This is a genomic window from Salegentibacter sp. (assembly GCF_036568425.1).
Lineage (GTDB): Bacteria > Bacteroidota > Bacteroidia > Flavobacteriales > Flavobacteriaceae > Salegentibacter.
Genome location: NZ_DATCSO010000101.1, coordinates 62,766 through 87,903, shown reverse-complemented (window position 1 = coordinate 87,903; position 25,138 = coordinate 62,766). Strand labels below are relative to the sequence as shown.

Genomic DNA, 25,138 nt, shown 5'->3' with positions numbered 1-25,138 from the left:
TTGCACAACTCATAGTGTAACAAATGTTACCTAAGCTTCTGTACATCTATTAAAGTTAGTAAAAATACAGGTGATTCTGTTAAGACCAGTAGTTATTTTTTTACAACAATAAGGCTTGCTTTGGCGCCGGTAAGAAGATTCCAGACCTTGGTAGTCACAAGTTTACCATCTTCATCCAATACTTTAAGTTCAGCAGTATTAGGCCCAGATGTACCCTGGTTTAAGGCTTCAAATTCAATATTATTAAAGCCACTTTCAAGTTTCGCAAGGATGGGATAATAACCTGCACCAAGACTAATGCTGCGTATTTCAACGCCATTAATAATAACCCTTACTTTATCTCCATCAACATATTCGTGATCCCGGGCATACAATTCCACAAATTTTCCTCCAGTTGTAAAATCCCCCAGATATTGATTTTCTTTATACGCGTTTTTTATATCGCGGTCTTTTTCCCATTTCTTTTCAACCACTTCCCCGGCGGTAATTAACTCATCATTAGTTTGCCTGAAATCGATTGTTTTGGGTTTATCCTTGCGAAGATATTTACTCTCTTTAGGTTCCTCAGCCTTAATTATAGGAAAGCCAGTTTTTGCTTCGGGTTCGGCTTTTAATAGTCCTCCGGTATTTGTTGTCCTGGGAATCTCGATCTGGGCATAAGTTCCCAGTCCTGCCAATAACATAATAAAAAATAGTAGTCCCGATTTCATATAACTGAATTGAATTTGAGCGATATATATCAAAAATATAGCCAAATTAAGAGATTACGAAATTACGGGAATTAATTTTAATCTAAATTGGGTGTTGTATTTCTTATATTTGCTAAAATTCATAAAAAATGCAGGTTCAACACCTTTTGGAACAAAATTCCATCGCATCCAAATTTTTAGCCGAATTAAGGGACGTAAGCATTCAAAGGGATAGAATGCGGTTCAGAAGAAATATTCAAAGATTGGGAGAAATTCTAGGATACGAGTTAAGTAAATCCCTAAATTATAATAAGATTGACATCAATAGCCCTTTGGGCGCTGCATCAATGCATCTTCCCGAAAAAGATATTGTGATTTGCAGTATTTTGAGAGCGGGATTGCCATTGCATGAAGGATTACTTAACTATTTTGATGAGGCCGAAAACTCCTTTATTTCTGCTTATCGCCATCATCCTTTTGATGATGAAAGATTTGAAATAATAGTAGAATATCTCGCCTCCCCTTCTTTGGAAGGAAAAACCCTTATTCTCGCTGACCCGATGCTGGCTACAGGCCGGTCTTTTGTGAATGTTTTTAATGCTTTACAGGAAATGGGTACTCCAAAACAAATTCATCTTGTTTCTGTGATTGGCGCCGAGGAAGGAGTAGAATATATTTCTCAAAATTTTCCTGAAAATACAAAATTATGGATCGCGGCCATAGATAAAAAACTAAACGAGCATGGCTATATTGTTCCTGGCCTGGGCGATGCTGGAGATCTCTGCTATGGTGAAAAAGTGCAGCATTAGAAAGGATAACCAATCGCAAAATTAAGCACTGGTTCATCTATCGCAAAAGTCCAGCGCTCCCCTTTATCTAAGCCGGGATTATGAAAGGGAATAGCAAGATCAAAACGAATAACGAAATTTTGAATATCTACTCTTAGGCCAGCTCCTCCGCCAATTCCTAGCTCATTTAAAAAGTCTGAACCAAATTTTCCTCCCGGCAATTCCTCATTAGATTTACTGTTCCAAACATTTCCGGCATCTACAAAAACAGCACCTTTCAGAAATGATACTATAGGAAATCTGTATTCGGCATTTGCTTCCAGCCGGATGTTTCCTGCCTGGTCAAAGAAGGAACTTTCATCACTTTCTTCCGGATTATAAGTTCCGGGGCCTAAAGATCGTATCCTGAATGCTCTTACGCTATATGGACCTCCAGCAAAATATTGCTTGGTAAATGGTAAAACTTCAGAATTACCATACGGAATTCCATATCCGGCAAATATCCTGGTTGCTATTTTGCTTTCTCCCTTTATTAGAAAATGGTACCTAAAATCAATATCGGCTTTAGCATATTGTGCATATTCCAAACCTAAAAAATTGCGTGGCCTGGGATCGTCTTTATTGCTTAATAGATCTACACTGTTTCCCGCGACATCAAGAGTGGAATGCAGGAAAAACTGATGCTTTTTCCATGGGTCTATATGCCCGTTGTAAATAAAAGAATAGGTTAAGCCAGAAATAAATTCCTGATTAAAGCTATTGCGCAAATAAGGATTATCATCCAGAATATCTCTAAACTCTTGAGTAGTGTTAGCCAATCTCAGGTAATTTAGGGAGATAGGGTTAAATTCGTGACTAACATAACGATTGGCATCCCAATAATAACCAAACCTGGCCGAGGCAGAGAGCATACTAAAAAGCTTGCTTCGGTTTAAATAATCACCGCCTAAACTTACTTTGGTTTTAGGAATAGAATATCTAAACCAATGATGGTCTATTTTCACAGGAAATAATAAACGCGGAAATATCAGATCGGTTTCAAGGCCAAGTTGGGTACTGCTTAAACCGCGCTGATCTCCCCCGGAAACCTGTTTTTCATAATTGAATTTCCCTGTGATATTGAGAATCTCTCCCCCATGAAATAAATTTCGGTTGGTAAAAGTGATCGCAAGACCTGGACCAGCAAAATTATTGGATTTTGTTACAGCCTGTAATTCAGCTCTTATTGATCTTTTATTAAGGGGTGATAAATAAATATTGGCTTCCAGATTACCAAGACTATCTTTAGTTATGGTATCTGTTTCTTTATAACGAATATTCACGAATTTGTAAGCACCAATTGAACCAAGCCTTCTGCCGGTATTACGCGAATCATCCGGATTAAAATATTGCCCCTCCTCAATCAAAATATAGGGCTCAAGATATTTTGGTTTAAAAAATTCCGGCTCCTGAATAAAATTTTTGTTCCCATATCTTAGCGTATCCCGTGGAATACTATCGGCTCCTACTTCGTAATTAGCATAGATATTTACCTTTTCAATTCTATAAGGGATTATAGCTTGCTTCGGAACCTTTTTCTTGAGTTTCAAATAAAGATTGAATTTTTTGTTATCATATTGATTGGTATCTGCTTCAAAAATCAAAAAGGAGGGATTAAAGTTATAATAACCACGGCTTTTTAGATGTTTATCTATTCTTTCCCGTTCGGCTTTAAGGATAGTGAGGTCAAATCTCATTCCTGGTTCGATATAGGTATCGTTGAGACTTTTTTTAATTTCCGGATATATATCCAGGGAATCGGTATCCAGTTCAAAATTTTCCAGTCTATAGGGCCTGGATAAATTAACTTTATAGATCGCCTTAGCTTTTTTTGCTGTAGAATCCTCTTCAATTGAGGCACCAATGTCACTGTAGAAAAAACCACGATTTTCAAGGCGGTTATTAATTAAATCTGAAGTTTGGCTCAAATCTACATCTGAAGTGTAAACCGGCTCCTCTCCTATTTTATCATTCAGGAATTTATTGATGAATCCCGGTTTTTCCCGTTGTGCTTTATAATGGAAATACAATCCGGGACGGCTTCCCAAAATTTTTGTGTTTGGGTCTGGGGTTAGTACTGCTTCAATTTCGTCTTTTATCCTGTTCTGCGCTTTTATACTGTCTTCTGCCTCCAGCTTAATTTCTGCGCCGGTATAAAGGAGCTCATCTTCAGGAATGAAACGCTTTACATTACAGGCTTGCACAAGAATCCCGGCAATAACAAGCACTAAAGTTTTTAATATGATTTTTCTGTTAAGCATATTTATTTTTCTTCCTGAGTTTCTTGCAATTCTTTTTCAAACAATTCTTTGAATTTGTTGAACTCCCGGGTGAAAATAAGGGCGATTCCACTTATGATTATCTGTCCATCTATAACATTTTCATAAGTATTTCTTCGGAAGCCTTTAAGCCGGAAACGTCCATTTTCAGTTAACAAATATTCCAGGCTTACATTTCCTATCATTGGAGTGCTTTCTCCTGTAGGACTACTTCCCTGGACATCTACCTGGCTTCCTACACTAACGATCAATCTGTCATCCATAAGACGCTTGCGGGCGGTTATATCTACCTGAGTGCGCTCCTGCGGACTTTCTCCCTGGTAATCGGTAAAACTGTCTACTCCAAAGTTTAATTCTATTCCGGTGTCTCCAACCAACTGGTCTGAAAATCTGTTTAATTGATCTGATAAGGCCTGATTTAAATTATCTCGGGCAATATTTATAGTGCCACCACGACTACCATCACTTCCTCCTCCAGGGAAAAACCTGTTCAGAACAAGTAATGAAAATACTTGTTTGTTAAGTTCAGCTTCTTGCTGGTTAAGTTGTTGAATTCTGCCATAGACCTGTCCACCAATAGCGCCTTGCTGTGCTTCTGGCATATCAAGGTTAAAACTTAATTCGGGCTGCATAAGTTCTCCATCTACATTAAGATATACCTGAAATGGTAATTCCTGCCTGAAACGTCCACTAACATCAGTGGTCGCTCCACTAGTCATAAGAGAAGTTGCAGAGGTCTCCACCTCATAAAGTGCGCTAATATCCAACCTTGCTTCCATAGGGTCGCCAGACCAGGAAATACTACTTCCCGATACGATTTGAAAATCTCTTTTAACCAATTCATAAAGGCTCATTTCATAATGGCCACGGTTCATCACATAACGCCCGGAAAGACTGGTTCGGCCATTTGAAGCTATGTTAAAGGTTAGCTCGCCTTCCCCTGCAACTTTAAAATTATCTCCTGTATTATCGTCAATAATAATGGTGAACACCGCATCTTCATCTATTTCGATAAGCGTATTTACAACCATTCCCGATACAACTGCCGTTGCTTCTTCGGTATTTCCTGTTAAAATATCATCCGGGTCTTCACGATTAACAAACCGCACAATACCATCCCTTTCCACCATTTCCAGATCGGCATCAGGCATTATATAAGTAAGATCTGTATTAGAATTTACCCTAAGATTACCGTCTATCCTGGGAAGCTTAAGATCGCCCGTTATCCTGGCATCTACATCAAAATTTGCTTTCCCGTAGAAAAGATCATTGTCTTCTCTTGTAGAATTTAGGGCATCGAAATTATTTGCTTCCAGTCTCAGATCGAATTCCGGGTTTAAGTAAGTTTCTGTTAAAATATCCCCTGAAACCACGAATTCATTATCATTTCTATCTCTTATGGTGAAATCATCCAAATAGATTCCATCGTTATCAATATCTATTTTTTCCTGTCTAAGCTCAAAAGCTGCATTTAAACTTGCTACATTAAAACCTGCATTGTGAAAATTCAAGGTGCCGGAATACTCGGGCTCCAGGGTAGTACCTTTAATTTCTACATTTCCAGTAATACTTCCACTGGTCTCCTTAATCTCTCCCTGAGAAAAACGCTCCAGAACGCTTAACTGTAGGTCATTTATTTGAAGATTCAGGTTTAATTGAGCTGCCTTTTCATTTGCCGCATATTCCCCGGTTAGATCCATATCCAATTCTCCTCCCTTTGTTGAAAGATCCATAGCATAATTTCCTCCACCTTTGGCGCTTGCATCAAGAGTTAATACCCCGAGAGGTGCTTCCATTACTCTGAAATCTCTTACTTTTAAATCAGCCAGCATCGCGGTACTCCCAAAGGGGTCTTCCATAACCAAACTTCCATCCATCTTCCCTCCTGCCAGTTCCTGCTCAGGATTAAAATAGTTGAAAATAGTAGCCAGATTAAAGTTCTTAAAATTTAGGGAGATATTTTTCTTATTTGTTTTTACAGAAGCATTATCGATATTTATTTCCTGCTGATTTCTGCTAATTCTGAAATTGTTGAATTCAAGATTGTCCTGCGTATATACGATGCTGTTATTCTCCGGAACCTCCCATTTATTTTTATTCAGGATTAATTCAGAAGAATTTAAACTTACCATCACACTGTCTCCCTGCCTGCTGGTTTCTGTCATCACATGCACTAAAAGACTATCCTTATCATTAGCCACAAAGTCCAGATACAACTTCTGGTCTTGCATTTTTCCCTGAAGGAAAGTTTTTTTTACCAAAAGAGGGCCACCTTCCAGGGAATTAAAACCAAACTCAAAATCCAGGTCTTCCTTATCAGAATTCATTCTGAAAGCAAGACTATCTATTACATTGGACCCATATTGAAGTTTAGGAAAATTAACAGCTGTAGTCAATTTACGTTCCTTTTCCCTGAAATCCATATTCAGAGAGATGGTATCCATTTCTTCAATGCCTGAAATGAAAACATCGGTTAAGATGGGATCCTGACGTATTTCTCCTCTCATTTTGATATTTACGGGATTTTTAGCCGTATCAATTTCCTTATCGGTGTAATAACTCAAATAATGACGTTCAAGAGCTTCAGCAAAACCAATAGGGTCGGAATTTGATTCCAGACTAAGCTCCAAAATGCTGTTATTGATGTGTAAAGCAGTAGTATCTGGAGTTACGTGTGCATCCAGATTAAGATCTCCTGCAAAATAAGGTTCGTTATCATATACTGCAATTGCATCGGTAAGCTGAGCATCTACCTCATAATTCTCTGCATTACCTTTAAAATTCCCTTTTAATTTGAATCCTGTTTTAATATGCCTGGAAGTGAATCCCAGGGCCTGAAGGTCGGCTCCCTCCATATTAAGATCGATTTGGGCCTCGGGAGCTATTGAATCGAGTTGAACATAGGCGTCTAGTGTAGCATCAAGGTTTTCGTCGCGGTAAGAACTATTAAACATTCCCTGTCCATTTTCCAGTTCTCCTGTAATCGGCAGGTCATTTATTTCATAATCATTATAAGTAAAGGAATTGATCATTGCTTCTACTTCGGCATCCATATAATTCATATTATCCCCCGATCCCGAAGCAGTAAGGTCTAAATTCATTAAGCCCATACTTTTATTGCTGAGCAGATTTCCCAAATTGAGTCCTGTGGTCCTAAGGTCAGCTTTAAAAGCCATCTCTGCATCATTTCTGAAATTTCCTTCAAGATCGATCTTTCCGTCACTGGAATTCAGGATAACATCGGCCCTAATATTTGTTGGGGATCCACTTAGCTGTCCCTGAAGATCTACATCATTAGGAATTCTAAAGCCCAACTCAGTTTCATTCACGAAGCCTTGAAGATCTCGCCTATTTGAAACCAACTTTGCATTTGGGAAATTAAAACTGATTCTTTCAGGATCGCTGGCATTTTTAATACGCCCATTTGCATTGATATAAGTTTCTCCCCAATATATTTTTGCTGTTGAAACAGAAAGATCAGCAAGACTTCCCTGCGCCTGAATCTGGCCGTTTACCATATTCTTGCTGAGAGCCTGGATATATTCATTTTGTCTTAAATCAGGTTGTAATTTAAAAAGATCATTAATATCGAAATTGATCTGTGGTAGGTTTACGGAAAGTTTAGAGTTCTCCGGCTTTTGAATAAAATCGTTTAAAGAGGAGTATTGGGCAGAAAAATCCCCCCGAAGATTACTCTGATTTAGTTGAAGTTGTAGTTCATAAAACTTCATCTCCCTATCTGATAATAAGAACTCTCCGGAAAATTCATTGAGTTCATAACCAGTTGATTCATTAAAGCTTAGCTTTTCAAGGTTTAAGTGAGCGTTTTGCTCTTCAAAAAGAAAATCAGTCGCCTGTAGATATATATTTTCCAATGCAATAGCCGTTGGATCAAATATATTTTCCTGAGGATCTTTAGCATTTTGGGTAAAAGTAAAGCTGTTATTTTCCAGGTTTAATTCTTTCAGTTTTAAATAATATTCCGGCCAGGTAAAACCTTCCTGAGTTTTTGGCGAAGCATTAATTCTCTTCGGGTTGGTTTGAATATTAACTGCTATTTGTGAAGACTCCAGGTCGATTTGATCTACAGCCATTCGATTATTTGGAAGATCCAGGTTTGGATTTAAAGATAAAAATCTTCCAATATCGGCCCGGACTTTCAAAGAATCAGGAACCGAATTATACCTGGCTTCAATATTTTCCAGCCGCACAGAATTAGCTGAAAGCTTTGGCAAAGGTGGCGCTTCCTTATCAGATTCAGGAAAAGCTTTCCTCTGATGGTAATCGATTAAGCTGTTTTCTATTTCCAAATCGGCAATCTGAAAATTCATACTTTCAAGGTCGGTTTTATCCATTTCAAGAGTTAAACTACCTACCTTTATTTCAGAATCAATACCTGAAACTTTATCATGATAACTCAGATTAAAATTGTTTAGGGATACTTCCCCGATCTCGATTTGAATTGGAGCAGTTTGAGTAGTATCCTGGTTGTTAGTTGTTGTACCTGAACCTGCCAGGGCTTCCATCAAATAATCAAAATTGAAGCCTTCCAAAGAATCTTCCCGGTGAATATTGGCCGTCACTCCATTCCAATCAAGGTAATTTATGCTAATGCCTTGGCCTCGGATAATAGGCCAAAAAGGAACATCGGCCTCCAGACTTTTAGAATAAATAAGAGTATCACCTTTTTGATCCTCAAGATATAACCCATCTAAATTGATGTTTCCTGAAAAGGTTAGGAACAAGCGATCAATTTCTATTTTGGTATTGGTTTTTTTTGCAATGGAGGAAGTAAATTTATCTACGAGAAGGTTTTGGCCCCAGGGAGATCTTATGAATAATATAAGCAATAAGATAAAAACAAGAACCCCCGCAAAGATTTTTGCGAGGATTCTTAAAATTTTATATCCTGTTTTTCCTGACTTCTTATTCAATTTTTATAAGGCTTTCCTTCAAATTTAGCCCATAATAAGTGTTTTTGCAGAGAGATTTTCAATAAATTTCTGTTAAAGCCCGCTTGAAGTTGTTAGGTAGAAATCGCTAGATCTCCTCGAATTTATTTCCCGGGAACCTATCTCTTAGTTAACTGAGGTTGATTAGGAGAGGAATAGATTGGAGAATAAAACCACTAGCATCAACCATTGCCATTGCTTCCAGGGTTATTTATCAGCTTAATTAAGGCTAAAAAACCGCTCTGTCATTGAAAGTGTTTTCTTACAACGAAATGATAAATCTCCCTTAAAAAAACGTTAAACGGTAAAAATAAATACGATAAGGGAATCCGTCTCGTTTTCTTTGGTGCGTCCAAAAATCATATAAACTAACACTTAATTGGACTTAAAATAAAATAAACTAACTATGAGAAAAACAGTAGCAATTACCGTTTTATCAGCAGCTATGCTGACATCTTGTGTTTCAAAGAAAAAATATGTGGAACTGGAATCTGAATTAGACGATACCAGAAGTACTCTGCAAAAAACACAGGTAGAAAAGGAAGAAATTGAAGCAAAATACGCGAAAGTTGAAGCTCGTGTTGCCGAGTACAATGCTAAAATCAATTCCCTACGTGAGGAAAGTGATGAAAAAATGGAAATGAACGATCTTACCGTGATGTCTAATAATAATAAGGCGAAAATGCGGGCAACGATCGCCAAAATGGATCCGGAAAAAGTTGCAGAAGCCGAAACCCTGGAAGATTCTATTAACCTCGCAGTATCTCACAACTTAAAGCAATCTATTTCTGAAGGATCAGAAGAAGATGATGTGGATATTAGCGTAGACAAGACCGTGGTAATGATTAACGTATCTGACAAACTCCTCTTTGGTGATGGTAGTTATAGGGTTAGAAACGATGCAAACAAGCTATTGAAGAAGCTTGCCGAAGTTATTAACTCTGAACCAAGCATGGAAGTTATGGTTGAGGGCCATACCGACGATCGTACAATGGTAGAAGGTTCTTACCTAAAAGATAACTGGGATCTAAGTGTACGAAGAGCCACATCTATTGTAAGGTTATTACAGGATAAATATGATGTAGATCCTGCAAAACTTATTGCGGCAGGAAGAAGTAGTTATTCTCCACTTGTAGATAATGATTCTCCTGAGAATATGGCTAAGAACAGAAGAACCAGAATTGTGATTATTCCAAACCTGGATAAATTCTTCGCGATGCTGGATTCAGAACAATAAGTAGTACTGGCTAAATTATAAACGGCTTTCCTTCCCGGAAAGCCGTTTTTTATTTTCTTTTTTTCGCCAGAAAATAATGATCTAGAGAATATTTTCCTGCGCCCGTGAAAAACAATAAAATCCATCCCGATAAAAATAAAAGGGGTAGTTCCTGTTTATCAAAACCATCGGGAACGTGAACTATTAAAGCCGCCACGGCCATTGTAGCGATTAAAGGAATTACCGCGAACCTGGTACCCAATCCAATAATCACTAATAATGAACATACAAACTCTGCCAGAACAGCTAAGGTAAAAGTGGTAACCTCCCCTATTCCTATCGGATCTGCAAATTGTATGGGAGCATCACCAAAAAACCGAATTAGTTTTGGAATTCCGTGAGTTAACATTAGACCAGAGATAGCCAATCTGAAAACAAGAAGGCCTATATCAACCTGCTGAAGGTTTAAGGTGGTTAAGTAAGTTTTTTTCATTTGTAAATAATTAAATACCTAATAAATAACAAGCTACAACTTTAATAAGAAATTTCCAGAATTTCCAGATTACGGATTTCCGGACCTAAGCTGAATTTTACAAACTCTCCAACTTTTTTTCCGGTTACCGCCTTAGCAATGGGAGCAATAAAAGCAATTTTCTGTTTCTTTACATCGGCTTCATCCACACCTACTATCGTAAATTGTTGAATTTCCCCAGATTCTTTCTGTTTATATTTCACCCTGGCGCCAAACCTCACTTCATCTTTGGCCTGGGACTGAGGATCCAGAATTCGGGCTGTAGCGATACGGTCATTGAGCAATTTTAATTTTCCGTCTATAACCGATTTTGCTCTTCGGGATTCAGCTTCATTTTTAATTTTAATAGAAGTGCGTTGGTGCTCAAGTTCTTTTTTTTCTTCCTGCAACAAATTAAATCCGTGGGGAGTCACATAATTTGTGACCCCATCAGGCAAGGCTGCACGAGGTGGTATTAAGGGAGCTTCTTCCTGGTCTTCTTCTTTTACAAATCCTCTGCTCATAACTAATTCATTTTAATTCAAGTTACTAAATTTTTTCTGGGTAGGCTATATGGAGAATTTACCCTTAATGAATTAAGCCATAAATAATTCTAAAGAATTCTTACAGCTATTCCTTCTAGTTTAATTTTATGTTTAAATTTAGATATGACTACCGAGATTCTCCTTTTATTTATAATTCTGGGAATTGTTATTGTTCTCTTCGCCCTTGAATTATTTCCGGTAGATAAAATTGCCTTTTTTATCATGGTAAGTCTGCTGGTAACCAATATCATTAGTCCAGAAGAAGCTATATCCGGTTTTTCCAGTCCTGCCACTATTACGGTACTAGCACTTATGATAATGGCTATTGGTCTGGAAACCAACGGAGTAATAGATTGGCTGGCAAATGGGTTAAGGAAGTTGCGCGGTTTACCGGTTTATCTAATGGTTCCGGCTTTTATGTTTATTGCAGGTGGAATTTCGGCTTTTATAAATACCACTGCAGTAGTGATTGTTTTCATTAAAATCATTAATGAACTTTCCTTGCGTTACGATATACCAGCCTCAAAGTTACTCTTACCTGTTTCTTTTGCAGGAATTATTGGCGGAAGTTGCACGTTGATGGGAACTTCTACCAACCTTATTGTAAATGCTGTAGCTGTAGACCGGGGTATAGAGCGTTTTAGTTTTTTCGAATTCACCTGGTATGGTGTAATCTTTATGGCTATAACTATTGTCGTGGTTAGTTTAATGATCAAATTCCTGCCAAATAAAAAACCTTCTCATTACACCGATGTATATGACCTGGATGAATTTATCACCAAAATCATCATTCAAAAAGATTCAAACCTAATAGGGAAAAATATAGAAGATACCTTCTTTCAAAATAATCCTGAAGTTGAAGTTTTAAGATTAAAGAGAGAAAGTATAATAAATGACAAACCGGGGAAGGATATCAGCATTAAAGAAGCCGATGAATTTCTGTTACGCTGCAACCTTCAGTACCTAATGAAGCTAAAAAAAACAAAAGGAATATCAGTAATAAAAGATAAAAAACTCACCCAAAATGATGATGAAAAGGATACCGACCTGGATGAAAATGTTCAGGTAGTAGAATTATTAATCCTGCCTAATTCCCCCCTGGTGGGTAAAAGATTAAAACATGTGGGGAGGCATGAGTTATATGGAGCGGTGCCTCTTGCTATAAGAAAAAGAAGGAATTTTATGAATCCCCGACGTAGGATTTTTGATAAATCCCGCAGCCAGATAGAACTCAGAGTTGGAGACCGCTTGCTTGTAGAGGCAACAAAAAGTGTCCTGGAGGAACTTATAAAAATAGAAAATGTAACGATACTCCAGGAACACCCGGATATAAAAGTAAGCGATCGCAAAAAGAGATACTTAAGCCTGTTTATTCTTTTGTTGGTTATTGCTTTATCAGCCTTTGGGTTTTTTCCTATCCTTAAAAGCGCCCTGGTAGGTTGCTTTTTAATGATCTACTTTAAATGCATAGATCTGAGTAAAATTTATTCCCGGGTAAACTGGCAAATTATATTTCTTTTAGCAGGAATGATACCGCTGGGCGTTGCCATGAGTAATACCGGGGCTGATCAATGGCTTTCTAATCAATTACTGGAACTATTCACAGAACGAACCAATATTGTGACCATTGGGTTGTTATTTCTGGTCACCATGATTATGAGTGGATTTGTATCTAATAACGCTACCGCGATAATTATCACCCCTATTGCAATTACCATTGCTCTTGCTTTAAAAATGGACCCCAAACCCTTTATTCTTGCCGTGTTGTTTGCAGCAAATTTTAGTTTCTTTACTCCTGTGGGTTATCAAACCAATACTATTATCTATGGAATGGGAATTTACCGTTTCAAGCATTTCTTAATTATTGGAGGCGTAGTATCGCTAATATTATGGATTGTTGGTTCTATGCTATTAGCGGGAAGCATTTAAATTATCTTTGCACTGCAAATAAGATCTAACTATGAAAAAATTGCTCATTATAGGCTATGTATGGCCAGAACCTACCTCTACGGCCGCCGGCACCCGAATGATGCAGTTAATTGATTTTTTTCTGAAGGAAAACTATGAGGTGCATTTTTCCACCACTGCAACCCGAACTACCTTTGTTCCTCAACTGGAAAACCTGGGATTAATAACAAAAAACATTCAGCTGAACTCTTCTGGTTTTGATAGCTACATTGAAGACTTACAACCTGATATAGTGTTATTTGACAGGTTTATGACGGAGGAACAATTTAGCTGGAGGGTTGATAAATTTTGTCCCGGTGCCCTTAAGATTCTGGATACCGAAGACCTTCATTTTATTAGAAAAGGGCGACATCAGGCGTACAAAGAAAAAAGGAATCCCAAAGAGATCTATTTAACTTCAGATCTTACAAAAAGGGAGATAGCTTCAATTTATCGCAGTGATTTGAGCCTGATCATATCTGAAGTTGAAAACCAATTACTCATCAGTGAATTTAATATTCCTGAAAGCCTCCTGCTTTATTTACCTTTTATGCTAAAAAAAATCACCTCGGAAGAAGGTGATTCCCTGCCGGGTTTTAATGAAAGAAAAGATTTTATAAGCATTGGGAATTTTCTTCATGAGCCCAACAGAAATGCTGTATTTACCTTGAAGGAAAAGATCTGGCCATTAATAAGGAAACAACTTCCTGAAGCTAATTTGCATATTTATGGAGCCTATCCCTCTGAAAAGATCTTCAAATTAAACGATAAAAAAAATGGATTTTTAGTGCACGGAAGAGCTGATAATGCGGTAACAGAAATGAAAAAAGCCAGAATATGTCTCGCGCCACTACAATTTGGGGCCGGGTTAAAGGGTAAATTAATACAAGCAATGCAAAGCGGTACGCCCGCTATCACTACTCAAGTAGGAGCCGAAGGAATCCCGGGCGATTTTCCCTGGAATGGTTTTATTGAAAATGATCTCGAAAAATTTTCTGATGCTGCTGTTAAATTATATCGGGATGAATCAAAGTGGAACGCTACGCAGGCCTGTGGTTTTGATATAATTAACTCCCGTTTTTCAGTTGAAATTTTTCGAAAGAAATTTCAGCAAAAATTACAACTCATGGACGATCTGGTTAAACATCGTGAAAAGAATTTTATCGGTGCTATGTTAAAGCATCATCTTCATCGTAGCACTTATTTTATGTCCCGGTTTATTGAAGAAAAAAATAAAACCGCCGGCTAATTATTAGCAAACCGACGGTTTTCACTACACAAAAGGAACAGAAAAACTGTTCACTAACAGAAAGAATTAAACATATTCGTAAACAGGCTTCACCTCGAACACTTTTTGATGAAGTTTTTGAAGCACGTTTATTTTATTACTGGTAGCCACCAGTAAAGAAATATTATTGTTACTACCACCATAAGAGATCATTCTAATAGAAGTATCATGCAATAGTTCAAAGATCCTGCTGGCCTTTTTATCTTCAATCACCCCTTCTCCAACAAGACAAATAATAGAATGGTCCCGCTCCACGATAATCTCTCCGTAATCTCCAATCTCTTCAATAATCTTATCCAGATTTCGGTTATCATCTATAGTTAGTGAAATGGCAATCTCAGAAGTGGTGATCATGTCTATAGCCGTTTGATTACGGTCAAAAACCTCAAAAATTTTCCGCAAAAATCCGTGGGCCATCAGCATCCTGTTAGATTTTATTTTAATGGCTGTGATTCCGTCTTTTGCAGAAATTGCTTTTAAACCTTGTCCTGTTGATTCTCCGGAGATCCTGGTTCCCGGTAAATGCGGGGTAAATGTATTTTTAAGGTAAACCGGGATGTTTTTATTAATAACCGGTGATACAGTTTGGGGATGTAGAATTTTTGCTCCAAAATAGGCAAGTTCTGCTGCCTCTTCGAAGCTTAGTTCTGCAATGGGATGTGTTTTTTCCACATAACGAGGATCATTGTTATGAAAGCCGTCTATATCGGTCCAGATCTGCACCTCTTCTGCATTCAATGCCGCTCCAAGAATGGTAGCCGTATAATCGCTTCCTCCTCTTCTTAAGGTACTTATTTTAGTATGTTCATCACGTCGAACAAATCCCTGGGTGATATAAATATCGGTTTCAGGAAGGGAAGAAAGGGTATTCTCAAGAAGTGTACTTACAAGAGCTGTATCTGGATTTTCCAGGTTGTTCACCTGCATAAAATCACGAGCATCGAGTAAATTATTCTGGATCCCACAGGATTCAAGGTATTTTGAAAAAATACAGCTAAGCATTCTTTCCCCTGAAGTCACGATCCTGGAATTAACCTCTTCGGAATATTCGAGTTTTGTAACCGTCTCCAGTTCAGTAAGGATTAATGAGATTTCTTTTTTTGTTTCAAATTGAACTAACTCATCCTGAATAAGATTGTCAATCACCTCAAAATGCTTTGTTTCGAGATTCCCAATAAGCTTAGAAACTCCAGCTAGATTACCGGATGTAATATATTTAGTGATACTTACAAGTTGATTAGTGACTCCGCTCATTGCAGAAAGAACCAGTAACTTCTTATCCTTACCGGTACAACTTATCGATTTCACGTTTCTGATACTCGCTACCGACCCCACCGATGTTCCGCCAAATTTTAAAACCCTCATCATCATTTGTTTGAAAGTGCATAATTAGGCTTAAGGAGAAAAGAGACAAAAATTATATTTCATTTTATATACATTTGCACAAAATGTATAATAATTAACAATGAAAACCATCACAACCTGTGTTCATGATATAATACGGCATCAACCATTTCTGGATGATGCGATAGCGAGAGATATCGTCAATTTCAGTGGTCTTGCCGCCGATATCCAGGCTGAAGTGGAAGCTGAAATGAAAAAGCCGGTAAAACAGGGCTCAATCATTATGGCCCTACGCAGGTATGCACCCCGCAGAACCAAAATCAATATGCGACAACTACGGGAACTTGGGGATATTGTTGTACGGTCGGGAATAACAGAATATACTTTTCTTAATTCAAAAACAATTATTGCTAATAAGGCAAGGTTGCTGGAAGCGGTAAAAGACCAGACCGGGGTTTATCTTAACTATTCCAGTAATTACCAGGAAAGCAATATTCTGGTTTCATCCAGCCTAACCGATTTGGTACAAGACTGTTTTAAAAACGAAGTGAGGGTCTCTGTTAAGGAGGAACTTTCTTCCATAACTATTGCTTTACCCCAAAACAGTTCCCAATCTGTGGGACTTTATTTCTACCTGTTCAAACTCCTGGCATATGAAGGAATCCCGGTTTTTGAAATGATTTCTACCTCTAATTATTTTGCTATTTTCCTGGAGAAAGAATATGTAAACAAGGCATTTTTACTCCTCAATGAAATTAAACAATAGTTTACCAGAAATCAAAATAGAATCCTGTGATGGCCACCGCTGCAATTAAGATCGCCAGTATTATTATGATGAAAACTGTGCCAAACCTGGTTTTTTTATTATCCTGAAGAATATAGTCTTCAGAATCACTATCATCCCTGTCTCTTATTTGCATTTTAAAATTTATCTGATTATTCATTTATCTGATACCACCAAACCGAATTCTGCCGGTTCATGGGCAAAACCATTTTTCCGGAATCAACGTGATAAAGAATGTCTCCAGCACTTTTTTCTGAAGTTAGTATTTTGCTGTGCTTTCCTTTCAGATCAACCTTATAAACATTACCGGTTGCCCAATCTGAAATATAAAAATCATCATTATTGGTTAACTGAATCCCGTCCAGGTTACCAATTGGTTTTTCTGAAATTTTAATAATCTCTTTACTATCAAGAGCTACTTTTAAAAGATTCCCCCCATCTTCCTTACCCCATGCAGCAACATAAATATAATCACCCACTACCAGCACGCCATTGGGAAATTCAAGTTCTTCTGTAACAATCCATTGAGAAACCTTATCAGAATCTTTTTTTAATTTATAAATGCTACTGTTTCCTGTATCTGAAATATAGATATTACCTTCTTCATCTACTGCTATATCATTAAGAAATTCAGAACCTTCAACTTCAATACGGTTTATAATACTCCCGGTTTTTATATCCATAACTACTAGATCTGTATTATCACTTACATAAAGTAAATCCTCATGAATAAGCAATCCTTTGGGATCATTCAAATTTGTAATCCAGTTTAACTCGAGCACTTCTCCATCAAGATTTGTTTTGGAAATAAATCCATCTCCAGGATTTTTCTCCCCAATATTTGAAATATATACCAGTTCGCGATCTTCATCATAAACCACTGACTCAGGATGGCTAAAACCATCAATTTTTTTAATTAGTTCTGCGTCTTTTTGCTGGGCAAAAGTAAAAGCGCCAGAAAAAAGTATGGCAAAGAGTAATAAATTTTTCATAGAATTCAGTTTTATTTTAAGAACTATCAATATACGAAAAATCCTATGATTCTATTTTTTAGGAAAGTTTTCTGCTCGCTGCTTAAAGTTTTCCTAATCCGGATTTTCATAAAATTTAATCTCCATTTTTTTTAGAATTACTAACCAGTTATATAATGCTATGAAAAGTATAACAAGAGCTTTACTGGCCGGATGGGGAGCTAAAAAACTTTTGAGGAGATTGCGGGTATTAAGGAATGATCGTGGTTTTTATAATCCTTTGGTGGTTATTAGGAAACTTAGGAGTTTAGAAAGTTGGTTACGTGAAAAAATGCTCTAAACCTACCGTAAAAATTACAAACCCATAATAATAATGCTCCAGGCAGACATTCAGGAAACTTTTGGAATTAAAGTAGTTGATGATAAAAATCCAGGCGGCCATGAAGGTGGCTATGGGAGCAATCCAATTATCATAAATTAAATGGGTAAGGCCAAAAATAAGTGCATTGACAAACATCAAAAGATACTTTGAAGGAATAAGTTTCTTGTACCTTTCAAAAAAATAAACTCTGTAAATAAACTCCTGCGGTACTACTGAAGCTAAAGGATAGAAAACGAAGGTGATTAGATATTTCTTTAAATTTTCTGCGGGATACTCAAATAGCAGGTCGGGGAAAATCCATCCAGTAAAAAATATTATTACCAGGGTAATAAAAACCATCCGGGGAAGACTTTTTTTGAAATATGCCGAATCGAACCTAAAGAAGATCGCATTATTAAAATTGGTAAAGCGTTGAAGTAAAAGCAGGAAGAAGACAGCAATGATTATCAAGGGAATAACCTTTTGCCATCCTTCCACATAAATACCGGTAAGATATGGTGCTAACCCAAAAAAGATCAGAAGTTCTCCAATTTTAAATGGTGTAGAAAAATAAATTTTTTTAATGTTCATTAGATAGTCTAAAATTAAACGATACACAGTTTAAAAGCCATTTAAATTTCTCATTTTAAACTGCATTGAGGAAGAAGGATTGAGTTAGTTTTCCAGGTTTTCTTCCCGCTCATTGCTATTTCTTCTTCTTCTCAAAAGATCTATCAGGTTAAAAAGCACTATACAAAAAGTAACCCAAATAAAACCTCCAAGGTAACCGGCAATAACATCTGAAGGATAATGTACTCCAAGATAAATGCGGCTTAAGCCAATTCCCAGAATAACCAAGACAAAAAATACCACAAGAAAGCCTCTTAAAAACCGGGACATTTTAATTTGAAAAAGGAGGTAAATTATAAACCCATAAAAAGCCATTGCACTCATCGCATGACCACTTGGATAACTTAAGCTTTCTACCACCACCAGATGTTCTGCATCGGGCCGGGCACGATCTATAGCTTTTTTTAAACCTATATTTGAAAGAGAAGCCAGGATGATCACCCCTACCAGCTGAATGATAAATTTCCAATTCTTAAGTTTCCAAAACAGAAAAGTGGTAGCGAGAATTGTACTTATTAGATAGCCATAAAGATCTCCTATATCTGTAATAAATTTTATAAGACCATGATAATCAGGATCTCTAAAAGAACTAATAAAAGCAGTTAGCTGGTTATCAAAATTTAACAGTGCCTTGCTTGATAATTCCTCAGTTAATTCTACAAAAATATTTATACAGGCAATAAAGACTATAAACGAAATAAAAATTAAAAGGTAGTAAGGGAATTCATCATGTTTTTTAGACACATGCACCTTAAAAAAATAAATAATTTTTTCCAGTGCTATTCTCACATAATGTTTCATTATTTGAATTTTATCTAATGCTGTCTTCTTGTTTTTTTGGAAAATATATTTTCACTTTTCGTCTTCCCCATTCCCTGGCTTTTTGTACATCTTCATCCATATAAATGTCAATTTTATTTTTCCAACGGTAATGCATCTTGTCTTTTACAAGAAAAACCTCTTCAAAACCTTCAATCTTAACAGGAGTATTATGATCAAGCCCCCTTTTAATTAGATCCCTGGAAACAGCAATTGCTTTTAACCCTGTTTTTAAAGTATCTCCCCAGGCGGTGATCCTGGGGTCACCACTTGCAGTTTGCCAGCTTAAGGAGTTATATGCCGATGCCGTAACCACTAGACTATCCCACACAACTTCAGGTTCAGAAGAATTCCTGGTTTCAAAATTACAGCCTGACAAACCTGTAAGCATCGAGAAAAGCGTTAAAAAAATAAATATTTGCAGTAAACGCATTGTGATTATTAATATTAGATACTAAATTTATTTCTAAATGAAAACTTTTTAGAATTAATTAAAGATATTACCAATCAGTACGGTAGTCCCGTTTCACGATCTGGTTGACCTCATCCAGATTGGTCACCTTCATATTTTCTGCATCCCAAAGCATTTTCACATCTTTGCCGGGATATTCAAAGTATTTGTCGACATTTCCCCGTTTCTTCTCCTTACGCACATCAATACCTCTAATGGAAAGATTTGCGATGAGAAGGCTTTCGGTTAGTGGGCCTGAAATTTCGAAAGGCGCACTAAGTTCTTTTTTACCATCCCCGGCAATAGCGGCTTCAACACATTGACCATAATGACCATTGGAACCACCTTCTACCCTCTCATATTTTTTAGGAATACTAACTTCATTGGTTTTAGAAGTTGGCAGTAACTGCGGGTTCTCACCATGACTACCACACATCATTTTACCTTTGGTTCCTATAAAAAGTACCATTACCTGCATCGCCAAAAGTCTCGTTAGGTCCTAATTCTAGAGGACGCATCGGTTTTATACCACCATCCATCCAGTGTAGGGTGACATCAGAATCTGTTTTGTCGGTTTTTAGAAAGGTCATGGTAACATGACTGGAAGGCGGGCAACTTTCAGGAAAATAGCCGCGTTTAAATTCATCTACATAAACACTCTCTACGCTGCTTTGTACATCTTTGGGATAATTCAAATTAAGCACTCTGTAGGGGGCTTCAATTAAATGGCACCCCATATCGCCAAGGGCTCCGGTACCATAATCCCACCAGCCCCGCCAGTTAAAAGGAACAAGACCATCTACATAATCCTTATATGGCGCAGTTCCCAGCCACAAATTCCAATCGAGTTCTGAAGGTACTGTGGCATTTGACTGCTGCGGCCATGGTATACCCTGTGGCCAAACCGGACGAACATGTCGGGGAATAATTGTTATTCCGGCAGTAACAAGGTTGGTACTTTGAATGAAATTCCTTCTGGAATTAGATTGCCCTTTTTTCATAAAACAGATCAGGTTAAAGTTGGGTAAACCTCCGGGGTTAATTAAAGGAAATTCTAAATTTAAGTTAATAAATGTATCTTTTAATATTCAAAAATCCAATTAAACCGGTTTGTATACTGTGTATCAACCTCTTGCGGTTCGGGTGATTTACCGTGTTTTTGGTATTTCTTTGATTTAAATACATTGTTAATCTTTACATAAGATAAGGGATTATCTGGGGCATAATTTGGGTTTCACCTTAATAACTGTACCTTTGCAGCTTTAAAAGGCTGAAGATTAGCCTATTTTTAAACTCGAAAAATATTATTATGAGTCAAGTAAAGCAAAATGACACGGTTAAGGTACATTACACCGGAAAACTAACTGACGGACAGGTTTTTGATAGCTCTGTAGAACGTGGGGAACCAATTGAGTTCACTATGGGGCAAGGACAGTTAATTCCAGGTTTTGAAAAAGGCCTTATCGATATGGAAGTAAACGAGAAGAAAACCATAAATATCCCGAAAGAAGAAGCTTACGGAGAGCCAAGAGAAGAACTTATCCAGGAGGTGCCAAAATCTCAACTTCCGGAAGAGATAAAGCCAGAAGTTGGTATGGGACTTGTTTCTAAAACTCCTGATGGACAGGAAATGAATCTTGTAGTAAAGGAAGTAAAGGATGAATCTATCGTAGTTGATGGAAATCACCCATTAGCAGGTAAAGATCTGGTATTTGACCTTGAAGTGGTGGAGATCAAGTAATCTTATCTTTTGAATATTTTAAACCCCTGAAGTCTTTTTGGTTTCAGGGGTTTTTATTTGACTTAATCAATCGTCTATCAGGTCTTTTAAATCCTGGTAATTGGCATTGGTCTTAATTTGTAAGCCATTGCTTAGGCCAATATGACATCCTGAATCTTCCTGAAAGGCAACATACATGATATGTGATTTGTTAAGATAGAACGAATCATCGTTAAGGTCCTGGACTTCTATAAATTTCATCTTTTAAAAAATTTATTCAATTTATGAAATATTCGGCAATTCTCCGGTTACCTAATTGCGGGAAAATTTATACGCTTATATTATTTTAAAGTTTTTTGAAGGGCGTTAAAGACGGCTTCTTTCAAATTTTCGTTCATCCTGTTATGCTTAACAAAGCTCTGATTTATCTCCAATTCTATCCCAGCATAATCCTCCGGTAATTTCTTTCTCAAATAGCTTGTAAATCCATCAGCCTTTCCTAAGTAAGGATAATTAAACCTTATTTTTAAATCGGGATTTGCTTCTTTTAAGTTTGATCTTAAATCTTTACAAAATACTTTTTCCACTTTACTGGATGGGTCATAAAGCAGACCTATATCTGCATTCCGGGTTTCGCCGTTTAGAATTGGCGTAAAAGTATGAACTGAAAGATGCATCACCTTCTCCCCTTTATCAATGAACTTATTAATTCGGTCTTCCACTTCAGCCCTGTATGGCTTATACCAGGAGGCGATTATTTTATTTTTTTCTACTGAAGGAAGTCCTTTGGTAAATTCGGAAAATAAATGAGGATGAGGGATCGAACGGTTAACCTCCACCAGCAATCTGCTAATATTAAGATTACTATAAAAATCCCCTAAAACTTTAAGATACTCAAATAAGTCCTTGGCCCCGGGATCGTAACCGCGATGGCTGTTAAGAATATCCCGGTTTTGAGAAAATAAGTACTGATATTTTTTCGGGATTTCATTAGAGGCGTGTTCACAGCTTAAAATTAACATCACACTTTAAATAATTGATTCTTAGCCAGGCATACTCCAAGCTCAGCATATACCTTCTTTATCTTTTCTTCTGAAAAATTCCCTTCGAGTTTATGGAGAATCCGGGTTGAAAGGCTACCGTTCATTAATATATATTCAATGGTATGCTGATGTTTTGTTGAAATTTGGGATTGAACTCTTTCGTATAGTTTTTTCCAAATTTGCTTAACACTGGTGTCTTCTTTAATTCCGAAGATCGCTAAAAAATATCCATTCTTAATTTTGGTTTCTTCAGCATCCCGAATAACCGAATTAAAAATTTCGAAAAGATCATCCTCATGCCATTTCTTAAGTTCTTCCAGAGCGATCCACTCTCCACTTATCAGCAATTTCAGGCTTTCAATAATTATAACTGCTATGGCGATATCGGCCGCCGGGCACTCCTGAATATCTATTACACGAATTTCAACGGCACTTCTGTCAAATCGTGCAATGGCTCCCCTTGAATTGAGAAAGTGATGATCCAGGATATTTTCAGTATCGAAGGGTTTTATAGCGGCATTAATAGGTTTAAAGATTCGCTGATAATAATCGGTTTTACTGAACACCTGCTCCGGAATAACTTTTCCCGTCATTTGTGGGATCTCTTTCTGGTTGGTTTTATAAACTTCCAGGCGGGAATCCTTAAAACCTGTTGTTTTTCCTTCAAAAATTGGGGAACTCGCACTTAAGCCCGGAATAATAGGTAGCAGGATTCTAACGGCTGCATGTAGTCTTTCAAATTCAGCATCATTGTAAAATGGTAGATTAATATGCATGCTTTGCACATTGCTCCACCCGTGACCACTACAATCAAAAATACGGTTGTATAGGGCGTAGACCTTGCTATAACTATGTTTCCACAGTTGAGTTTCTCTTTCTGGCTGCATTAACGGGTGAGAAGCCGATGGCAGGAGCAGCGTATCAAACTCTTCGAGCAGGGAATTGATCTCCTGAATATTTTCAGCAAAAAGCTTATCCAGATCTTTCAGCTTTGCCGTTGGGCCATTGGTTTTTAATTCCAGCACATGCGCGACCAGCTCGTTGCTCCATTCAATTTGACCATTATCAATATCAGCGGTCAAACTCCCGTTTTTTTTAGTAAGCAGTTGATCTACGATCGGGTTTACCTTAAGACTGCGCTTTCGCACCAGCATATATTCCAACTCAATGCCAAAAACTTCAAAAAGATGATACTTCATGATTATTTTTTTTCAAGTCTGCTTTTCAAAGCACCCAGAATTTCAACATAAACCTGATCGCCATAATGGGCATCTTCCACTCCGGCATCTATATTCGGGTTGTCATTTATTTCTATAACCAAAGCCCGGCCATTAATCTCTTTCACGTCTATTCCGTATAATCCTTTTCCCATAATTCTAGCCGATTTCAAGGCAGCTTCCTTTACTTTTTTCGGAATATCTTCTATAGGTAAGCTATCTGCATTCCCGTCCTGATTGTCCTTCTCGGCAGCGTCCCAATTGTATATCTGCCAATGGTCTTTCGCCATATAATAGCGACAGGCAAAAAACACCTTATTATCTAAAACACCAATACGCCAGTCATATTCTGAAGGGAGAAACTCCTGTGCGATAACGAGGTCAGATTTTTTAAGCATTGCATTCACCATGTCCTGGTATTCTTTTTTCGTGCTTGCTTTTTTTACACCGAAAGAAAAAGTGGAATCCGGAGACTTCAAAACCACCGGAAGGCCTGTGATTTCAAGTACTGTGTTTTTATTTTCCTTGTGCACGATCACCGTTTTTGGTGTAGGAATGCCGGCATTTTGAAGCGCTTCGGCCATAAATACTTTATTACAGCATTTTAAGATCGCCTCAGGATAATCTATAATTGCGAGTTCTTCCTGTTGGGCTTTTCGGGCGAAAGCATAGGCATCGTTGTTGACCTCGGTACTTTGCCTTATGAATAATGCATCAAAAGCAGACAGGCGGGAAAGATCTTTTGGGAATACCACTTCAACATAAAAACCCATTTTCTCCCCAACCTCAATGAATTTCTTGATCGCCTTTGTATTGCTTGGGGGCGCAGGATCTTCCGGGTTAACCAGGATTGCCAGGTCATAATCGGCATTTGCCGGGCGCGGAGTATCATATCGTTTTTTAGAAAAATACTGCCCGGCAAAATCCCGCATATTTTCCTTATGTTCTGTGGGAATTTCAGCTTCAGAAATTGCTTTTATACTCTTTATATTCCATTTGGTAGTGTAATTGAATTTCACCCGTAGAAATGGTATTTGAAAATGGCGGTGAAACATTGCACTTAATTCCCGATATTTTTGAGCAACATTTTGACCAAAGTAAATACTGAGCGTGAATTCCTGATTTTTAATATTCTTCAGACTTTTTTGAATGAGGTCATCAAATTCTTCAGAAACGATTTTCACAAGTTTAGGCTCACGAAGGTCCACTAGATTTGTTACGGTAGGAATTGCCAAATGCCCACGGGCTTCAGCTAAAAGCGAAACATAATATCCCCGGGATTGATAAGAATAATCCTTACACAGATTAAATATTCGGGCCTTTTTAATTTTGGCATATTCGGGATTGGTTAGATAAGCCTGCGCTGAAATTATTTGAACATTCTTCAGTTCAAAATTCCAGGTTTCAGGTTGATCAACTACAATAAATTTTTCCATTAATTAGACTAAAAGAACACCAAATGTAGTTGAAAATCTTAATGAAAAAACAAAATTATTTACAGGCTATAAAAAATTAATTCCCACATAAAAAGCCCATAAATGCTT

The 25,138-nt window shown here is 37.4% G+C and carries 24 protein-coding genes; 7 read left to right on the top strand and 17 right to left on the bottom strand.

All coding sequences use genetic code 11. The features are described from left to right. Positions 1-92: 92 nt before the first annotated feature. Positions 93-710 carry a hypothetical protein gene (locus VIM94_RS10265; RefSeq protein WP_332039210.1) on the bottom strand — a complete coding sequence of 206 codons (618 nt, stop codon included), beginning with the start codon at positions 708-710 and terminating at the stop codon, positions 93-95. A gap of 128 nt (positions 711-838) precedes the next feature. Here VIM94_RS10265 and upp point away from each other — a divergent pair, with 128 nt between their 5' ends. Then, entirely contained in the window at positions 839-1,498 is a 660-nt protein-coding gene (gene upp / locus VIM94_RS10260; protein WP_332039209.1) for a uracil phosphoribosyltransferase, read from the top strand. Here upp and VIM94_RS10255 read toward each other — a convergent pair. Continuing rightward, positions 1,495-3,777, bottom strand: a complete 2,283-nt coding sequence (locus tag VIM94_RS10255; protein WP_332039208.1) for a BamA/TamA family outer membrane protein — start codon at positions 3,775-3,777, stop codon at positions 1,495-1,497. The genes upp and VIM94_RS10255 overlap by 4 nt on opposite strands. A 2-nt stretch (positions 3,778-3,779) precedes the next feature. Beyond that, positions 3,780-8,729 carry a translocation/assembly module TamB domain-containing protein gene (locus VIM94_RS10250; protein WP_332039207.1) on the bottom strand — a complete coding sequence of 1,650 codons (4,950 nt, stop codon included), beginning with the start codon at positions 8,727-8,729 and terminating at the stop codon, positions 3,780-3,782. Between the two features lie 424 nt (positions 8,730-9,153). Between VIM94_RS10250 and VIM94_RS10245 the strand changes: the two genes are divergently transcribed. Then, positions 9,154-9,984, top strand: coding sequence for an OmpA/MotB family protein (locus tag VIM94_RS10245; RefSeq protein ID WP_332039206.1), 831 nt, complete (start codon positions 9,154-9,156; stop codon positions 9,982-9,984). A 49-nt stretch (positions 9,985-10,033) separates the two neighbouring features. Here the strand turns inward: VIM94_RS10245 and VIM94_RS10240 are convergent, their stop codons facing one another. Both VIM94_RS10240 and VIM94_RS10235 read right to left on the bottom strand, forming a co-directional pair. After that, on the bottom strand, positions 10,034-10,456 hold the full coding sequence (locus VIM94_RS10240) for a DoxX family protein (protein WP_332039205.1): 423 nt from the start codon (positions 10,454-10,456) through the stop codon (positions 10,034-10,036). Positions 10,457-10,497: 41 nt separating this feature from the next. Next, positions 10,498-10,998: a GreA/GreB family elongation factor gene (locus VIM94_RS10235; RefSeq protein WP_332039204.1), complete on the bottom strand. Its 501-nt coding sequence runs from the start codon at positions 10,996-10,998 to the stop codon at positions 10,498-10,500. 144 nt (positions 10,999-11,142) lie between these two features. Between VIM94_RS10235 and VIM94_RS10230 the strand changes: the two genes are divergently transcribed. Then, positions 11,143-12,948 (top strand): SLC13 family permease, encoded by a 1,806-nt coding sequence (locus VIM94_RS10230; protein ID WP_332039203.1) that lies wholly within the window; start codon positions 11,143-11,145, stop codon positions 12,946-12,948. 31 nt (positions 12,949-12,979) lie between these two features. Then, positions 12,980-14,215: a glycosyltransferase gene (locus VIM94_RS10225; protein ID WP_332039202.1), complete on the top strand. Its 1,236-nt coding sequence runs from the start codon at positions 12,980-12,982 to the stop codon at positions 14,213-14,215. Positions 14,216-14,281: 66 nt separating this feature from the next. Here the strand turns inward: VIM94_RS10225 and VIM94_RS10220 are convergent, their stop codons facing one another. Beyond that, complete coding sequence (locus VIM94_RS10220; protein ID WP_332039201.1) at positions 14,282-15,619, bottom strand: aspartate kinase; 1,338 nt, start codon at positions 15,617-15,619, stop codon at positions 14,282-14,284. 100 nt (positions 15,620-15,719) lie between these two features. On the opposite strand from VIM94_RS10220, the gene VIM94_RS10215 reads away from it, so the two are divergent. Continuing rightward, positions 15,720-16,364: a hypothetical protein gene (locus tag VIM94_RS10215; RefSeq protein ID WP_332039200.1), complete on the top strand. Its 645-nt coding sequence runs from the start codon at positions 15,720-15,722 to the stop codon at positions 16,362-16,364. A 1-nt stretch (position 16,365) separates the two neighbouring features. Here the strand turns inward: VIM94_RS10215 and VIM94_RS10210 are convergent, their stop codons facing one another. Then, entirely contained in the window at positions 16,366-16,518 is a 153-nt protein-coding gene (locus VIM94_RS10210) for a hypothetical protein (protein WP_332039199.1), read from the bottom strand. A 16-nt stretch (positions 16,519-16,534) separates the two neighbouring features. Further along, positions 16,535-17,374, bottom strand: coding sequence for an SMP-30/gluconolactonase/LRE family protein (locus VIM94_RS10205; RefSeq protein WP_332039198.1), 840 nt, complete (start codon positions 17,372-17,374; stop codon positions 16,535-16,537). A gap of 160 nt (positions 17,375-17,534) precedes the next feature. Between VIM94_RS10205 and VIM94_RS10200 the strand changes: the two genes are divergently transcribed. Further along, positions 17,535-17,693, top strand: a complete 159-nt coding sequence (locus VIM94_RS10200) for a hypothetical protein (protein WP_332039197.1) — start codon at positions 17,535-17,537, stop codon at positions 17,691-17,693. On the opposite strand, the gene VIM94_RS10195 is transcribed toward VIM94_RS10200, so the two are convergent. The 5 genes from VIM94_RS10195 to VIM94_RS10175 form a co-directional block, all read right to left on the bottom strand. After that, complete coding sequence (locus VIM94_RS10195) at positions 17,673-18,305, bottom strand: type II CAAX prenyl endopeptidase Rce1 family protein (RefSeq protein WP_332039196.1); 633 nt, start codon at positions 18,303-18,305, stop codon at positions 17,673-17,675. The two genes, VIM94_RS10200 and VIM94_RS10195, sit on opposite strands and share 21 nt — an antisense overlap. A gap of 84 nt (positions 18,306-18,389) precedes the next feature. After that, complete coding sequence (locus tag VIM94_RS10190; RefSeq protein ID WP_332039195.1) at positions 18,390-19,145, bottom strand: phosphatase PAP2 family protein; 756 nt, start codon at positions 19,143-19,145, stop codon at positions 18,390-18,392. 10 nt (positions 19,146-19,155) lie between these two features. After that, positions 19,156-19,554, bottom strand: a complete 399-nt coding sequence (locus tag VIM94_RS10185) for a hypothetical protein (RefSeq protein ID WP_332039194.1) — start codon at positions 19,552-19,554, stop codon at positions 19,156-19,158. Positions 19,555-19,663: 109 nt separating this feature from the next. Further along, positions 19,664-20,092 (bottom strand): hypothetical protein, encoded by a 429-nt coding sequence (locus VIM94_RS10180; RefSeq protein WP_332039193.1) that lies wholly within the window; start codon positions 20,090-20,092, stop codon positions 19,664-19,666. After that, on the bottom strand, positions 20,055-20,615 hold the full coding sequence (locus VIM94_RS10175; protein ID WP_332039192.1) for a hypothetical protein: 561 nt from the start codon (positions 20,613-20,615) through the stop codon (positions 20,055-20,057). The genes VIM94_RS10180 and VIM94_RS10175 overlap by 38 nt, the downstream gene beginning before the upstream one ends. Positions 20,616-20,923: 308 nt before the next feature. Between VIM94_RS10175 and VIM94_RS10170 the strand changes: the two genes are divergently transcribed. Continuing rightward, a complete protein-coding gene (locus tag VIM94_RS10170) occupies positions 20,924-21,355 on the top strand; it encodes a peptidylprolyl isomerase (RefSeq protein ID WP_332039191.1) in 432 nt (143 codons plus the stop codon). Positions 21,356-21,421: 66 nt separating this feature from the next. Here VIM94_RS10170 and VIM94_RS10165 read toward each other — a convergent pair whose 3' ends face one another. The 4 genes from VIM94_RS10165 to VIM94_RS10150 all read right to left on the bottom strand — a co-directional run bounded on the left by VIM94_RS10165 (position 21,422) and on the right by VIM94_RS10150 (position 25,030). After that, positions 21,422-21,595, bottom strand: a complete 174-nt coding sequence (locus VIM94_RS10165; protein ID WP_332039190.1) for a hypothetical protein — start codon at positions 21,593-21,595, stop codon at positions 21,422-21,424. A gap of 80 nt (positions 21,596-21,675) precedes the next feature. After that, positions 21,676-22,356 carry an N-formylglutamate amidohydrolase gene (locus VIM94_RS10160; protein ID WP_332039222.1) on the bottom strand — a complete coding sequence of 227 codons (681 nt, stop codon included), beginning with the start codon at positions 22,354-22,356 and terminating at the stop codon, positions 21,676-21,678. Continuing rightward, the gene (locus VIM94_RS10155) at positions 22,356-23,576 is read right to left on the bottom strand and encodes a glutamate-cysteine ligase family protein (RefSeq protein ID WP_332039189.1); all 1,221 of its coding nucleotides are present in this window, start codon (positions 23,574-23,576) and stop codon (positions 22,356-22,358) included. Before VIM94_RS10155 ends, VIM94_RS10160 begins: the two co-directional genes overlap by 1 nt. Before the next feature lie 2 nt (positions 23,577-23,578). Beyond that, entirely contained in the window at positions 23,579-25,030 is a 1,452-nt protein-coding gene (locus VIM94_RS10150) for a RimK family protein (RefSeq protein WP_332039188.1), read from the bottom strand. Positions 25,031-25,138: the final 108 nt, after the last annotated feature.